We start from the raw sequence: 14,163 nt of genomic DNA, 5'->3' as shown, positions 1-14,163 counted from the left end.
AGGATAGCGATTATTCAAATTATAAACTTGCAGGGAAACCTTATGAAAAATTTAGAAGAAAAATAAAATACAAGCAAATTATAAACATTTTCCCAAGTAGTGCAAACAAAAAAATAGAAATAACATTTAAACAAAGAGATATAGACTCACTATTGGTTATAGAATTTTTGATCACGGATTCCATCTTCTGTCTCAATGAAATGATCAAAATATCTAAAACTTACGCGTTCTCTTACGATATGAATCATTCATATATGGCTGCAACTCATCTGAAACTTGCTATTTGGTGTGAGTACTATGACGTCTACAAAAGATACAATAAAGGTATTGACATAAAATCAACCCTCAAAAAACTTATTGGAGCGGCAGACATGGTGACAATCGATCCCAACTATCAGTATGAGATGGCCAGATATCATGCCATGTGCGCAATTGAAACACACACCGAAAGAAATGCCTACAAAAATATGATCGATACCATGTACTATCTAAACGACGACTTTAACGACAGATTCTACCACTACTATGCCGCCTTGGAAAGATTCAGGATAAACACCGGGCAAATTCAGGAAATAATCGACATCGCCAGAGAAAGAATCCAGGCAAGAATCCCTCAATCTGCAAACACTGACCCTGCAGACAAGAAAACTCCAATTGATGAGCTTTATGATTCAGACAAATATTATAAACAGACATGACAAGAATCAGCCCTACGCAAGAATAATATATAGCGTCGATGACGTTACCACAACAGACTATAGAGACAAAGGGAGTGGGTTATGGCAGAAGGAGGTTTGGCAGTTGAAGTAACACGGCCTGAGCCAATATGGAACAGGCCAGTGAAGGTCAATTTCAAGGAGTTTTTGACGGCACTGTCCAAAGGCATTGTCGATGCGGTACTGCTAAAAGGTGGACAGGTTGGTTCCGAGGTTATAGATGTAATTGCCGCAGTCGGGTTTAAGACCGAACCGGGAGAACTGGCATTTCAGTTGATCAGTCGCTCCATTACAAAGGCCGCTATAGAGCTGTTGGGTAAAAGCGTTGGCCGGCAACTCGCTTCGGCCCAGATTAACTACAACGGCGTGATCAATCAGATCGGCGATGCCATTGCCAACGCAGTGACGGCAGAACCACAACGGTGCGGGAAATAGAAACCCTCTGCAAGGAAAGCGGTCTGGATAAACAGCTCCGGTGCTTTATGACGGAGGCAGAGGCCGGTGTGACGCGACTTCTTGCGGCGTTTTTCTTCCGCAACTCGGGGCATAACGAGGGTGGCGACAAGACGTTTGTCTTCACGCACAAGAGCTTTGGCGAGTACCTGACCGTTTGCCGCATTGTGCGGGCAATGGAGAAGATTCATGGCCATATAAAGAGGCGGGATGCCGACCCGGAGGATGGTTGGAGTGAGCGCAGGGCGCTTAAACACTGGGCACAAATCTGCGGGCCAAGCGCCATATCGCCATACATGCATACCTTTCTCCTCAACGAAGTCCTGTTACGTCCAATTGAGGAGGTGCAGAGTTGGCAGGGGTGTTTCACCGGATTGTTCAACCATGCCCTGACGCACGGGCTGCCGATGGAATCACTCGGCGCCGGGAGGGTCTGCACGTTTACGAAGATGCTTTTTCAGTCGAGGAATGCGGCGGAGGCGTTAATTGTGGTGCTGAATGCCTGTGCCTGTGTAACCCCGCGGGTTAGTGCAATTGAGCATCCTACGCCCGAGGCATTCGGGACGTGGTTTAAGCGCATTAAGGGGCAGTTAAAGCGGTTTGAAAACGTCTTGGCAGCGAAGTGTCTGTCGTTTTTGAATCTGTCGGGCGTTAATTTAATCCTGGCGGACCTGACAAATGTCAACCTGGCAGGGAGTAACCTCACGAATGCCGACCTTACGGATGCCCATCTCAACTCTGCCTGTCTCAGAGGTGCCACCTTGACGGAAGCCGACTTCACGGATGCCGACATGTCAAATGCCCAACTGAATGGCGCCACTATGACAAAGGCCAATCTCACCGGAGCCAACCTCACCGGAGTCAATCTCACCGGGGTCAACCTCAGAGAGGCCAATCTCAGGGATGCCGACCTCACACGTGCCAATCTCAGCAATGCCGACCTGACGGATGCCGATCTCAGGGGCGCCGATCTAACGGACGTCCACCTAATAGATGCAAACCTCAGATATGCCGACCTGACAAATGCCAACCTCACCGGCGTCAATCTCAGGGATGCAAACCGTTAATAACGCCTGTTATGGATAAGGAGACTTGTAAAGTATCTCACTTGGTGATATACTTTAAGGATGAGAGTTTTCAAAAGCAAATGGTTTAACCGTTGGGCTCGTCAAGAGGATATTTCGGATGCTGTTTTGTATCATACTGCGGAAGAAATAGTTGCAGGCAATGTTGAAGTCAAACTTGGTGGTTCTTTGTTCAAGAAGCGATTGCCACGGACAGGTGGAGGGAAGCGAAGTGGATACCGTGTGATTGTCGGGTACAAAAAGCCAAATAACAAGCGGATTATATTTCTGTACGCCTTCTCCAAGAACCACAAGGGCAACATTTCCGATAGAGAGGAGGCCGCTTTAAATCTTGTTGTTGAAGGTTTTGTTTCGGCGGTTGATGATCAGATTTCAGAGCTTTTAGCGACAAATTCAGTATGGGAGGTACAGTTGTTATGAGTGAAATATTGGATATTGCCCATGAGATGGCAAGAGACCTGTTGAAGGTTGGAGCTGTGGACGAAATAACCATGAGCACGGTGGATGCGCTCTGTCTGCCGCCAAGTCGTTCGTTTCGGCCTGAAGATATTCGTCGTATCCGCGCGGCCAACCGTGTGAGTCAAGCAGTGTTTGCAGCGTTTCTTGGTATCGGCAAAACGACCGTGCAGCAGTGGGAACAGGGACAGAAGAAACCAAGCGGTACAGCCAGACGCCTCCTTGACCTCATTGACCGTAAGGGACTTGCGGCGCTTAGTTAGGCCAACCTCACCGGAGTCAATCTCAGGGATGCAAACCGTCAATAACGGATGTTGGCAATGGCTGTGTGAAGTAAACTTCACTGGATTTTTTACCCGCTGCGGGGGTAGACTATAACTATAGCGTCTGTGATGATGCTATATGGCGGAAGTATATCAAAGAGGAGAGGATTATGGCTAACGGTGGTTCGGCAATTGTGGCAACAAGACCTGATGCAATACCGCTTAAGGTTAATTTTAAGGAGTTTTTCAAGGCGTTGGCTAACGGCATTGGTAATGCGTCAACTGGAAAATGGTGGAATGCCGGCGCTAATGCTATTGAACTTATTACAGCGGGTAAGTCTAAGAAAAGTTTAGAGAATCTCGTATTTCTGTTAATCGCAAAATCACTCTTAAATGCCTTGATTGAGCTGTTGGGGCAGCACGTTGATAAGGATGATGCCAAGGCTCAACTTGAGTATGACAACTTTTTCCATACCCTGGGTAATGCCCTTGCCGACAATGAGGTTGCTATAGACAAAAAGTTTATAGACCGCCCCAAGGAATTGCCGGTGTTAAAAGAGATCATCGAAGTTATCAGGCAGCACCTTGTCAAGAGGGAAAACCTCACTAACGACCCACAGTCAATCGTTAATCAGTTGCCGGATATGTTCGTCAAGGCGCTTGATCAGGAGTGGCGCAAAAATGAAGAGACATACCGGCCAATACTTGGGGCATTGGAGGGGCCGTTCAGGAAGGCCCTTGAGCGCGACATGGCGTGGATCAAGTATGCCAAAAGCCTTCAGGAACAGGCAGAGGAAAAGGTCTTCGGTGAACCTTTTGGTCTGAACCAGTTGTACATCCCGCTTAACGCTTATTACGTTGAGGGGGACTCCAGGGAAGATCAACGTCGCGTTGTGGTACCCCTTGAAGAAGAGATCACACAGTGGTTGCAGGGCGCCGACAAGAACGATGCGATACGCGTCATCAGTGGCGGACCAGGCAGCGGTAAATCGACCTTCGCCAAGATATTTGCGGCCAGGGTGGCTCAGAAAGGAGCGGCAAAGGTCATTTACGTTCCCTTGCATATGATCAATGCAGCAAAGGACTTTGTAGACCAGATCGGTAAGTTTGTTAAAGCCGAGGAGATACTTGTACAGAACCCTCTTGACCAGGATTCTCCTGAGCCTAACCTGTTGGTAATCCTTGATGGTCTGGACGAGTTGGCGGGTCAGGGTAAGGTCGCCGCTGAGACAGCCAGGGAGTTTGTACAGACTGTCGAATTAACCGTTAAGACACACAATCTTGCAGTGTTCCGTCTCCGGGTGCTTATAAGCGGGCGGGAACTTGTTGTGCAGGAGAACGAAACGGAGTTCAGACGTGAACGTCAGATTCTTACACTTTTACCATATTATTTGTCTGATGAGGACAAGGAAAAATACAACGACTCAGGAGATATTTTGCAACACGACCTGCGCCATGACTGGTGGAAAAACTACGGTCATTTAAAAGGTAAGCCATATGCAGCCGTGCCGGATGATCTTAAAGGTAAAGACCTCGACGAAATAACGGCGCAACCACTGTTGAATTACCTGTTAGCCCTGAGTTACATACGTGGAACGATAGACTTCTCACAGGAAGTCAACCTGAATAAGATTTATAATGACCTGATAGACGCAGTGCATACTCGCGAATGTGAAAACCGTAAGTTTTGCATGGAACTCAAAGATTTTAAGCGTGTGCTTGAAGAGGTTGGTCTTGCAGCGTGGCAGAGTGGCGATGAACGAAAGACAACAGTACGGGAGATAGAGGCTCTCTGCAAGGAAAGTGGTCTTGATAAACAGCTTAAGGATTTTATGGAGGCAGCAGAGGCTGGTGTTACACGACTGCTTGCCGCGTTCTTCTTTCGCAAGTCTGGACATGATGAAGGTGGAGACAAGACATTCGTCTTTACACACAAGAGCTTTGGTGAGTATTTGGCCGCTTGCCGCATAGTTCGGATTATGGAAAAAATAGTCCTTCAAATGCAGAGGCGAGACAAAGACTCCGAGGATGGTTGGAGTGAACGTGAGGCTCTTGTACATTGGGCCAAAATCTGTGGTCCTAACGCCATTTCACGATACATCCATCCATTCCTCCTCAATGAGGTACGGTTACGCCCACGTGAAGAAGTTGAGAGTTGGCAAGGATGTTTCACCAAATTGTTCAACTACATATTGAGAAATGGTATGCCAATGGAATCAGCCAGTACCGAAAGCAGAAAAGTTGACACATTCCCTAAAATGCTCTTTCAGGCGAGGAATGCAGAAGAAGCGTTACTTGTGACCTTAAATGCTTGCGCCCGCGTGACCGAAAAAATTAGCGCTATTGAACATCCAACGCCTGAAACATTCGGAACATGGTTTAAACGAATTCAAGGGCAGCGAAAGTGGAATGATATTGTCCTGGTAGCAAGGTGTCTATCTTTTTTGAACCTGGGAGGTGTTGAATTAAGACTGGCCGACCTCAGTGGAACCGACCTCAGTGGAGCCGACCTCAGTGGAGCCGACCTCAGTAGAGCCAACCTCAGTAGAGCCAACCTCAGTGGAGCCTACCTCCGTGGAGTCGACCTCAGTGGAGCCGACCTCACAGGCGCCAAATTCTACAAACCCAGTATCGTAGCTACCGACCTTACAGTAACTTATCTCACGGATGTCAAATTTGACATCCCTATGCTTGATCAGGAATCTCTCGAAAGACTAAAGAAGTCACTTTTACTGAACACCGTACAGATAGATACAACCGGATGGAAATTCAGTAGAAAAGATATCTATTGTGATGGTGAATGACATGATATTTGTAGATACTAATATATTGGTCTATGCGTATTCTCCAAGTGATAAAATCAAGCAGGATATTGCTTTAACCATTCTTAGCTGTACTAACATCTCAATAAGTACACAGGTTATTAATGAGTTCATGGGCGTTATGAGCAGGAAGTTTCGTGTAGATTGGGATGAACTTAGGCGTGTTCTTGGTGATGTGCAAGAATTATGTAAGGTTGAAACTGTAGACATGAAGACCATCATTGATGCTACCAGCATATCGGAGCGGTTTAAATTTTCTTATTGGGACAGCTTGATACTGTCTTCAGCGTTAAGATTAAATTGCCAATTTCTTTATACAGAGAACTTGAGCCATGGAATGTTGATTAATAACCAGTTGACTATCGTTAATCCATTCAGGTTACAGATTATTGATGGCGATACAAACGTTCCTTCTTAAGTAAGTGAGCATAAACATGTATAACAATAGTTCACCCCTAAGAAAAGAAAAAAGGGAGGCGGCTCCGCCCCTCCCTCAGACCCACCCCGCAAGGGGGCCAGCCCCCTTGACCCCTTCCTGCTTGTTATAGTTACTTATGCCCTCTTGCTTAGTAGCTGCCTGCATGGACGAACTCCCTTACCGATGGCAATTGCGAGTTGATGATATCCGCCGGGCTGCCATCCTGGACGATCAGGTCTTAATTATAGGGCTTTATCTGTATGGTTCACAATGGCATTGCGAACCTTGCGGGTTAGCTCTATCGCCTCTTGTGTTTCTTCAAACGTTGCATCAGGGTAGTCACCTGGATAACGCAGTTCAACCCCGTATGGTGTAAGGATAATAGCGTCACGCAAAGATTCAGAAAGAGCTTCATTGACTGTTTCAACTATATCAAGAAGCTCCTCAAGGTCATGCGTCTTTGGGAATTTTATCTGATGCAAAGTGAGGAAGGCCTTGAGGTATTTTTCGGTTGCCTGCTGGCAATGGAAAACAATGGCATTGTGAAAAGATGTGCCGCTGCTATTCAAATACTCAACCAATCCCATGTCGGAATCCGCTTTACGCAACCATTGCCTGACTAGTTTCTTTTTGACCTCATCAGGTGGCTTCATAGATTACCTTGCCATGCTTGTTGGCTGGATAGGCGATACCTCCAATGACATCCTTGCTCTGCTCAAACCACTCAGCGGAAATAAAGAAGATGTCAAAGGGATACCCCATGCCACGGAGTGCCCGGCGGATGTGGACATACTCCTGACGCCTGTTGTCAAGGTCAGCCTCGACAACAAGGAGGTCTATGTCGCTGTGGCTGGTCATACCGCCTGTTGCAGCCGAACCAAAGAGGATTACCTTACCGGGAGATGCAACAGTCAGAATCCGCCTGACTATCTCGTTTACTGTATGCTCATCTATAGTCATACTACGTAGCGCTATGATGGGGTCAAGGGGTCAGCGAGGGGCGAGCCGCCCCTTTCTTTCCTTCTTAGTAGCTGCCTGCATGGACGAACTCCCTTACCGATGGCAACTGCGAGTTGATGATATCCGTCGGGCTGCCATCCTGGACGATCACGCCTTCGTGGAGCATCGCCACCCGGTCGGCTACGGAAAAGATGTCCGGTATCTCGTGACTTATGATTATACCCGTAAAGCCGATGTTTGTGTGACACTGCTTTATAAGCCGGTGGATCGAGTCCTTCAGAACGGGATCAAGGCCCGTTGTTGGTTCGTCGAAAAAGACGACCTGCGGCTTCGTAACAAGCGCACGTGCAAGAGCGGCACGCTTTTTCATCCCACCGCTTAACTCGGCGGGATACTTGTTGTCCACATCCATGAGACCAACCTCACCAAGGGCGCCTGTGACACGTTCCCTGATCTCAGACTCGTGTAGCTTGTAACGCTCACGCAACGGAAACGCTATGTTATTATACACCGTCATGGAATCAAACAACGCCCCACTCTGAAACAATACCCCAAAACGCTCACGCACCTTGTTCAACTGCCGGAGATCGATACTGGTTATATCAACTCCGTCAAAGGAGATGCTGCCGCTGTCGGGTTTCTGCAACCCGATGATGTTCTTGAGCAGAACGCTCTTGCCACCGCCACTCTTGCCTATGATGGCGATAAGTTCGCCTTCGTTAATGCTGAGGTCTACACCCCTTAGCACGTGCTGACCGTCAAATGTCTTATGAACATTACTGATTGTAATCATTAATTTATATGAAAAACGATCCCAGTATATAGTCCCACACGAGCACCAGCACGGAAGACTGCACGACCGCATCCGTCGTGGCCCTGCTGACCGCCCTGGCCCCGTGACCGGAATTGCCATAGCCCACGTAAAACCCCTTGTAACAACACACCCACGTCACTATCACCGCAAAGGCAAGCGACTTGTAAAACCCTATCATGATATCATCCATACCCACGTGATTTCTCATGCCGTCAAAATACTCCCCCGAACCAATCCCCAAGAGTTCAACCCCCACCAGATAACCACCAAAGATACCAACGACATCAAAGATGGCCGTCAAAAGCGGAAAGGCTATCAACGCCGCTATAAAGTTCGGCACCACGACGTACTTATACGGATTCAAGGCCATCACGTACAGGCAATCGATCTGCTCCGATATGCGCATGATGCCAAGCTCCGCCGTCAACGCAGACCCCGCACGTCCGGTCACCATCAGGGCGGCAAACACAGGCCCCAACTCACGCACCAGACTCAACGCTATCCCGGGACCAAGCAAAGACACCGCCCCAAACTTACTCAACGTATGAAACAACTGAAGCGCCAACACCATCCCCGCAAATGCCCCCGTCATAAAAATAACCGTCAGCGACTTATATCCCAAAAACCAGACCTGCTGAACTACCAGCCTCCACCTGTATGGCGGCACCACGCTATAGTATGCGACATCGGCCAAAAACACACCCATCCGTCCGATGTTACGCACCAATGCCAAAAACGCATGCCCTATTGCCCTGAATATCCCGCTTACCATCCGCCCTCCATTGCCCTCATCACCCCTCTTGCCGCCAGACCTCTATGGCCAACTCCGGACACATCTGCGCACACAGCGTACAACCCGTGCATCTGTCCATGTCCGTTACAACCGCAGGAAAATAACCCATCGAATTAAACCGCTCACTCAACACAATGATCCCCTGGGGACATGCAACGATACAAAACTCACACCCCTTACACAACTCAGGGCTGATCTCAACCCTTCCCCTCATGGCTCAATACGCATTGCCATCTTACTTGCCCTTGTGTTTCTGCAACAACTGTCGTGCATGTTTGAGCGAAATATCCGTGACGCCTCCACTGAGCATACGGGCAAGCTCCTTCTGTCTTTCGTCCTCGGAGAGCTTTTCGACCTTGATTTCGACCTTTGCATCGGCCCCGTCGCCGATCACCTTCTTTGATACGCGTATGTGTCTGTCGGCCCTGCACGCTATCTGTGGCAGGTGCGTGATGCACAACACCTGATGTTTGCGGGAGAGGGCCTTTAACTTCTCCCCGACGGTCTCAGCCGTCTCACCACCTATGCCGGCATCCACCTCGTCAAAGACCAGCACCGGAATGTCATCAACATCGGCCAGGCAGGCCTTCAGCGCAAGCATGAGTCGTGACAGCTCTCCGCCGGAAGCAACCTTGTTAAGCGGTCTGAGGGGTTCACCGGGATTTGCACAGAACATAAACTCGACAAGGTCTACGCCATTGCCCATAAAACGCAGCGATTCATCCGGCGCCCTGTTTACCGTCTGGCGTATCTCAAAGGCGGCCCGGGGAAACGACAACTCCCGCAGAGAGGCGTTTATGTCCTCCTGCAACCGAACGATTGTCTCGGCACGTATGGCGGAGATGGCAATGGCCTGGTCGTTGAGGCTGACCTTGAGACCGACTATTTCGGCATCCAGGGCATCGAGCTTCTCATCCACCGCTAGCAGGCCCTCAAGCTCATGCTGTGCATCATCTCTGTACTTGTTTATCGTATCGGCGCCTTCGCCGTACTTTTTTTCGAGCTTCTTGATCAGGTCGATCCGCTCCTCAACCTCCTCCAGGCGTTCCGGTGTGTAGTCGATGTTGTCCTTGTAGCGTCTCAGGATCAACGACAGCTCCGATACGTAGGACTGCACCTCCGTTGCCATCTTCAGCATTTCGTCGGTGCTTTCGTCGTAGCGTGTCAACTGCGTCAGATATTCGCACAGGCGTTGCACCTGGTCAACTATGGAGTCCTCCTTGGAGTTTGCCAGCATGTAGCTATCCTCGCTCAACTCCTTGATGACGTGGAGGTTTGACAGCATACCCAGTTCACGGGTCAGCGTATTTTTTTCGTTTTCCCTGATGTCGGCGGCCTCTATCTCCTTTATCTGAAACCGCAACAGGTCAATCCTCTGGTTGCGCTCCTTGATGTTGGTGTTGAGGTTTGCCCGCGCCTCGACCAGTTCGTTGTATCGCTTAAGGGTTTCAGCATAACGTTTTACATCGTCTCCGACCTTGCCAAAGGAGTCCACGACTGCCAGTTGTCGTTCGCGCAGGAGCAGGCTCTGGTGTTCATGCTGGCTGTGGACGTCAACGAGGTACGATCCGACCTCGGCAAGGGTCTGTATGCTGACGGAGTTTTCGTTGACGTAGACACGGTTTTTGCCTGCGGTGGAGAGATGTCTGCGCAGGATCAGGCCGCTTTCCAGTGTGATGCTCAGTCGTTGTGTGACGGGGTTGTCGTCCACGTCGAAGGTGGCCTCCACGGTGGTTTCCTTGGTGCCGGCCTTGATGAAGCTGACCTGTCCCCGCTGTCCGAGGATCAGTCCCAGCGCATCAACGATGATCGACTTCCCTGAGCCGGTCTCGCCAGTCAGCACGCTCAATCCACGGCCCAGCTCTATTCTGGCGCTGCGGATTATAGCAAAGTTTTTTATAAACAATCCAGTAAGCATAAAGAACGTTAGTATTATAGCACGACTGCCGCAGTATTTTCAAAGGCTATCTTAATCTGCATGGCAAGCCCATTTTTGGACGGGGAAAAAAAGAAAGGGGGCGGCTTAGTCCTTATCTGCTTGAAAATGGTAAGATGTAGAGAAGTCCATTATAGATGAACTGACAATGATGGGGTATGATACAAAATGGGTAGCCATGATAAATCATAGTTTGAACGATAAGGAGATAAGTAAGGGAGCATAAACATGTATAACATCACCAGCCTTATGGGGTCAAGGGGACTGGTCCCCTTGCGGGGGGTTCTGAAGGGGGGCGGAGCCGCCCCTTTCTTTCTTTAATTGTGTGAATTACGTTATAGTTACTTATGCTCGGTTACTTATGTCTTTTAAAGTAGAACCCGGTGGTACACAACACGTTATAGTTCAGTGTGCCATGTTGCTGATACTATCTAACGTGTTTATGACGTTTGCCTGGTACAGTCACCTCAAGCACCTGCAGGGCAGACCGTGGTACGTTGCGGCCCTGATCAGTTGGGGCATTGCCCTGTTTGAGTACCTGATCCAGGTGCCGGCAAACCGGATCGGCTTTGATGTCATGACCCTGCCACGTCTGAAGATACTGCAGGAGGTCATTACGTTGAGCGTGTTTGTACCATTTGCCGTATTTTACATGGGGCAGCCTGTGAAGCTGGACTACCTGTGGGCTGCACTGTGTCTGTCGGGGGCGGTGTATTTCGTTTTTCGCTCGTAAGCGCCCCGGAGGGCAGAGTCGTTACGCTTCTTTCGAGTCGTTTATCCACAGGCCGGTTATTGCCCTGTTGCTCATAGTGCCCGTTGCCGCCCTGGCGTATTCCAATACGCTGGAGGGACAGTTTGTTTTTGACGATACACCCAATATTGTCGAAAATCCGCTGATTAAAAGTCTGCACTATTTTACCGACCCCCACGCCGTTGAAAGTAGCGGTGTGGACAGAGAGACTAAGACGTTTTTCATGTCCAGGCGGTTTGGTTATCTCACCCTTGCCGTGAACTACAAACTTGGGGGGCTTGACGTAACGGGCTATCACCTGTTCAACATCACTGTCCACATCACCAACGCCCTGCTCGTGTACTGGCTGATACTGCTGACACTTCCCCCCCCCTGCCACGCAACAACAGACCCACGCCGTAGCTCCATAGCCCTGCTGTGTGCCCTTGTCTTTGTCTCCCACCCGGTGCAGACACAGGCGGTTACATACGTCATCCAGAGGTTTGCGTCGCTGGCGACCCTGTTTTACCTCCTTGCCCTGGCGCTGTACATAAGATCAAGGCTTACGCAATCAGACCTCACACGGTATGCGACATACATCTTGTCAGTCCTGTCGGCGTTGGCGGCCATGAAGACAAAGGAAATAGCCTTCACTTTACCCGTAGTTATAACACTTTATGAGTTCTTCTTCCTTAAGGGCAGTATGCGCACAAGACTTGCCTGCCTTGCCCCCTTTGCCCTTACACTGCTGGTCATACCAATGTCGCATGTAGGAGGCTTTGACTCAACATCGGACTTAACCAGGATTGACGCAGCCATGAAGGTGGCAGGCAGTACGGCTATATCAAGGTGGCAATACCTGATCACGCAGAGCAGGGTGCTTGTGACCTACACACGCCTGTTGCTGCTGCCCGTCAACCAGAACATTGACTACGATTACCCCGTTTACGAAACATTCTTTGCACCGGAGGTCTGTGTCTCTGCCGTGTTTGTGCTGTCGCTGTTTGCCCTAGGCATATACCTGTATCGCCGTTGGGCCACAGACAAGACGCATAATGGCCGCAGGGTCAGGTTGGTATCTTTTGGAATAATATGGTTTTTTGTAACACTTTCGGTAGAGTCAAGCATCATCCCCATAAGGGATGTCATCTTTGAGCACAGGCTGTATCTGCCCTCAGTGGGATTTATCGCTGCCTTTACAACGGTATCCGTGATTGCAACGGAAAGGTTTATCGGTAAAACAAAAAGCACTGCTACAATTCTTCTGACGTGTGCGATTGTGATATCGCTGTCCGTTGCGACCTACAAGAGAAACTACATCTGGCAGGACGCAATCCGCCTGTGGGAAGACACCACCCGCAAGAGCCCCGGCAAGGTGCGTCCCCACAACAGCCTCGGCAGCCTCTACATGAGGGCGGGCAGGTTCGATGACGCCATCAGGCAGTACCAATCCGCACTGGCTATCGATCCCAACTACGCCGAAACGCTCTTTAACCTCGGCAGCGTCTATGCCGCAGCGGGAAGACAAGAGGAGGCCATCGCGGCATACCAGACCGCTATCGGATTAAGCCCCGGTTATGCCGATGCCTACAATAACCTTGGCGTTGTCTATGACCAGCAGGGGCGGCCCGATGAGGCCATAGCGCAGTACGTCATCGCCCTGAGGCTTGCCCCAAACTCTGCACAGGTGCATAACAATATCGGCAAGGTCTACGACGCTCAGGGGCGTTATGAGGAGGCCATTTCCGAGTTCAAGGTTGCCCTGCAGTTTAAGCCTGATTATCCGATGGCTCTCAACAACCTCGGCAACGTTTATTTCAAGCAGGGGCGTTTCAACGAGGCCGCTTCCCGGTACACGGCAGCCCTTGATATTGACCCCGGCTTTTCGCTGGCACGGCAGAATCTACAACTACTGCGGCAAGGGAAAGAATAAAATATACTCTATCTATTATCTAACTATTATCTAAGGATATCGCTTTTATACGCTTCATTATGATGTTGAAACGAGTGAAAAACTACAGTGTGTTCTTCCTGGCGTATTTCAAATATCAATACATAGCTCCCTATATGAGACCTCCTCTTACTCTTGAGTGCGTTTCTAAGTGGTTTGTAGTGGTAAGGATTTTCCAATATCTTCTCTATTTTTTCTTCCAACCTCTCTTGCAGATTAAACTTTGTCTTTATTCTCTTTAAGTCCTTCAAAAACCTCTCGGATACATCCGCTTTATACAATTATTTGCCGCCTTCAGCCCAAATGCTTCTAAACAGTGTTCTGCGTTCTTCTGCTGTTTTCAGGGTAACATAACGTCCTGCCTTAATATCTCCTTCGCTTTGCCTTACTGCCTCAATCAATGCGTTGCTTATCTTCTCCTCCGGCGGCATTTCCTCCTCCACTTCAACATCTGCCGTAGTCTTGATGTGTCCGATTATCATCGCTTAACCTCCAAATGCAGCTATAATATTAATAATAACATTAGCACGGAAATCTTGTCAATAAACCTAAAAAAATACTTGACAAAACAGATTCCGATACATTAAACTCTGTCAGAGTATAGAGTATAGATAGAATGTGGGGTTGTACTTTTATTTGTCGGAATACAGGTAAGGAAATGATTACAGAATTAATACAAATAAACAGGAGGAGCAAGCAATGAACTGGTTTAACAACTTACGGATGAGTGCAAAGCTGATTGGCAGCTTTGTAGTGGTGGCGTGTA

Annotated in this window: 16 protein-coding genes and 1 pseudogene; 9 read left to right on the top strand and 8 right to left on the bottom strand. The window is 49.0% G+C overall.

Translation table 11 applies throughout. The annotated features are described in order from the left end of the window. The 7 genes and pseudogenes from HWQ67_RS04325 to HWQ67_RS04295 form a co-directional block, all read left to right on the top strand. Positions 1–698, top strand: a pseudogene (locus tag HWQ67_RS04325) (hypothetical protein); the annotation flags it as partial. Between the two features lie 96 nt (positions 699–794). Further along, the gene (locus HWQ67_RS04320) at positions 795–1,151 is read left to right on the top strand and encodes a hypothetical protein (protein ID WP_218251416.1); all 357 of its coding nucleotides are present in this window, start codon (positions 795–797) and stop codon (positions 1,149–1,151) included. Next, positions 1,139–2,236 carry a pentapeptide repeat-containing protein gene (locus tag HWQ67_RS20155; RefSeq protein ID WP_218251415.1) on the top strand — a complete coding sequence of 366 codons (1,098 nt, stop codon included), beginning with the start codon at positions 1,139–1,141 and terminating at the stop codon, positions 2,234–2,236. Before HWQ67_RS04320 ends, HWQ67_RS20155 begins: the two co-directional genes overlap by 13 nt. A gap of 60 nt (positions 2,237–2,296) precedes the next feature. Beyond that, positions 2,297–2,674, top strand: coding sequence for a type II toxin-antitoxin system RelE/ParE family toxin (locus HWQ67_RS04310; protein WP_218251414.1), 378 nt, complete (start codon positions 2,297–2,299; stop codon positions 2,672–2,674). Continuing rightward, positions 2,671–2,973: a helix-turn-helix domain-containing protein gene (locus HWQ67_RS04305; RefSeq protein ID WP_218251413.1), complete on the top strand. Its 303-nt coding sequence runs from the start codon at positions 2,671–2,673 to the stop codon at positions 2,971–2,973. Before HWQ67_RS04310 ends, HWQ67_RS04305 begins: the two co-directional genes overlap by 4 nt. 170 nt (positions 2,974–3,143) lie before the next feature. Next, positions 3,144–5,777 carry a pentapeptide repeat-containing protein gene (locus HWQ67_RS20125; RefSeq protein ID WP_304413894.1) on the top strand — a complete coding sequence of 878 codons (2,634 nt, stop codon included), beginning with the start codon at positions 3,144–3,146 and terminating at the stop codon, positions 5,775–5,777. A gap of 1 nt (position 5,778) precedes the next feature. Beyond that, positions 5,779–6,213, top strand: coding sequence for a PIN domain-containing protein (locus tag HWQ67_RS04295; RefSeq protein WP_218251412.1), 435 nt, complete (start codon positions 5,779–5,781; stop codon positions 6,211–6,213). 242 nt (positions 6,214–6,455) lie between these two features. Here HWQ67_RS04295 and HWQ67_RS04290 read toward each other — a convergent pair whose 3' ends face one another. From HWQ67_RS04290 to recN, 6 genes are all read right to left on the bottom strand, one after another. After that, positions 6,456–6,866, bottom strand: a complete 411-nt coding sequence (locus tag HWQ67_RS04290; RefSeq protein WP_218251411.1) for a HEPN domain-containing protein — start codon at positions 6,864–6,866, stop codon at positions 6,456–6,458. Then, positions 6,853–7,173, bottom strand: coding sequence for a nucleotidyltransferase domain-containing protein (locus HWQ67_RS04285; protein WP_218251410.1), 321 nt, complete (start codon positions 7,171–7,173; stop codon positions 6,853–6,855). The genes HWQ67_RS04290 and HWQ67_RS04285 overlap by 14 nt, the downstream gene beginning before the upstream one ends. A 64-nt stretch (positions 7,174–7,237) precedes the next feature. Beyond that, positions 7,238–7,966 (bottom strand): ABC transporter ATP-binding protein, encoded by a 729-nt coding sequence (locus HWQ67_RS04280; RefSeq protein WP_218251409.1) that lies wholly within the window; start codon positions 7,964–7,966, stop codon positions 7,238–7,240. A gap of 4 nt (positions 7,967–7,970) precedes the next feature. Then, complete coding sequence (locus HWQ67_RS04275; RefSeq protein ID WP_218251408.1) at positions 7,971–8,759, bottom strand: MlaE family ABC transporter permease; 789 nt, start codon at positions 8,757–8,759, stop codon at positions 7,971–7,973. A gap of 19 nt (positions 8,760–8,778) precedes the next feature. Then, the gene (locus tag HWQ67_RS04270) at positions 8,779–8,994 is read right to left on the bottom strand and encodes a 4Fe-4S binding protein (RefSeq protein WP_218251407.1); all 216 of its coding nucleotides are present in this window, start codon (positions 8,992–8,994) and stop codon (positions 8,779–8,781) included. A 21-nt stretch (positions 8,995–9,015) separates the two neighbouring features. Next, positions 9,016–10,698: a DNA repair protein RecN gene (gene recN, locus HWQ67_RS04265; protein WP_218251406.1), complete on the bottom strand. Its 1,683-nt coding sequence runs from the start codon at positions 10,696–10,698 to the stop codon at positions 9,016–9,018. A 379-nt stretch (positions 10,699–11,077) separates the two neighbouring features. Here recN and HWQ67_RS04260 point away from each other — a divergent pair, with 379 nt between their 5' ends. Beyond that, positions 11,078–11,449 (top strand): DMT family protein, encoded by a 372-nt coding sequence (locus tag HWQ67_RS04260; RefSeq protein ID WP_218251405.1) that lies wholly within the window; start codon positions 11,078–11,080, stop codon positions 11,447–11,449. A 76-nt stretch (positions 11,450–11,525) separates the two neighbouring features. Continuing rightward, positions 11,526–13,379 (top strand): tetratricopeptide repeat protein, encoded by a 1,854-nt coding sequence (locus HWQ67_RS04255; protein ID WP_320414520.1) that lies wholly within the window; start codon positions 11,526–11,528, stop codon positions 13,377–13,379. A 26-nt stretch (positions 13,380–13,405) separates the two neighbouring features. Here HWQ67_RS04255 and HWQ67_RS04250 read toward each other — a convergent pair whose 3' ends face one another. Continuing rightward, on the bottom strand, positions 13,406–13,678 hold the full coding sequence (locus tag HWQ67_RS04250) for a type II toxin-antitoxin system RelE family toxin (protein ID WP_218251403.1): 273 nt from the start codon (positions 13,676–13,678) through the stop codon (positions 13,406–13,408). Next, positions 13,679–13,879 (bottom strand): hypothetical protein, encoded by a 201-nt coding sequence (locus tag HWQ67_RS04245; RefSeq protein WP_218251402.1) that lies wholly within the window; start codon positions 13,877–13,879, stop codon positions 13,679–13,681. Positions 13,880–14,163: the final 284 nt, after the last annotated feature.

This window comes from Candidatus Magnetobacterium casense, from assembly GCF_019173545.1.
GTDB classification, from domain to species: domain Bacteria; phylum Nitrospirota; class Thermodesulfovibrionia; order Thermodesulfovibrionales; family Magnetobacteriaceae; genus Magnetobacterium; species Magnetobacterium cryptolimnobacter.
The sequence above is the reverse complement of the archived record's forward strand: the minus strand, read 5'-3'. Positions and strand labels throughout refer to the sequence as shown.

Bases quoted from the DNA above. Each gene is read 5' to 3' on its own strand.
- HWQ67_RS04310 (WP_218251414.1), top strand. From the start codon at position 2,297: ATGAGAGTTTTCAAAAGCAAATGGTTTAACCGTTGGGCTCGTCAAGAG.
- HWQ67_RS04305 (WP_218251413.1), top strand. From the start codon at position 2,671: ATGAGTGAAATATTGGATATTGCCCATGAGATGGCAAGAGACCTGTTG.
- HWQ67_RS20125 (WP_304413894.1), top strand. From the start codon at position 3,144: ATGGCTAACGGTGGTTCGGCAATTGTGGCAACAAGACCTGATGCAATA.
- HWQ67_RS04295 (WP_218251412.1), top strand. From the start codon at position 5,779: ATGATATTTGTAGATACTAATATATTGGTCTATGCGTATTCTCCAAGT.
- HWQ67_RS04290 (WP_218251411.1), bottom strand. From the start codon at position 6,866: ATGAAGCCACCTGATGAGGTCAAAAAGAAACTAGTCAGGCAATGGTTG.
- HWQ67_RS04285 (WP_218251410.1), bottom strand. From the start codon at position 7,173: ATGACTATAGATGAGCATACAGTAAACGAGATAGTCAGGCGGATTCTG.
- HWQ67_RS04280 (WP_218251409.1), bottom strand. From the start codon at position 7,966: ATGATTACAATCAGTAATGTTCATAAGACATTTGACGGTCAGCACGTG.
- HWQ67_RS04275 (WP_218251408.1), bottom strand. From the start codon at position 8,759: ATGGTAAGCGGGATATTCAGGGCAATAGGGCATGCGTTTTTGGCATTG.
- HWQ67_RS04270 (WP_218251407.1), bottom strand. From the start codon at position 8,994: ATGAGGGGAAGGGTTGAGATCAGCCCTGAGTTGTGTAAGGGGTGTGAG.
- recN (WP_218251406.1), bottom strand. From the start codon at position 10,698: ATGCTTACTGGATTGTTTATAAAAAACTTTGCTATAATCCGCAGCGCC.
- HWQ67_RS04260 (WP_218251405.1), top strand. From the start codon at position 11,078: ATGTCTTTTAAAGTAGAACCCGGTGGTACACAACACGTTATAGTTCAG.
- HWQ67_RS04245 (WP_218251402.1), bottom strand. From the start codon at position 13,879: ATGATAATCGGACACATCAAGACTACGGCAGATGTTGAAGTGGAGGAG.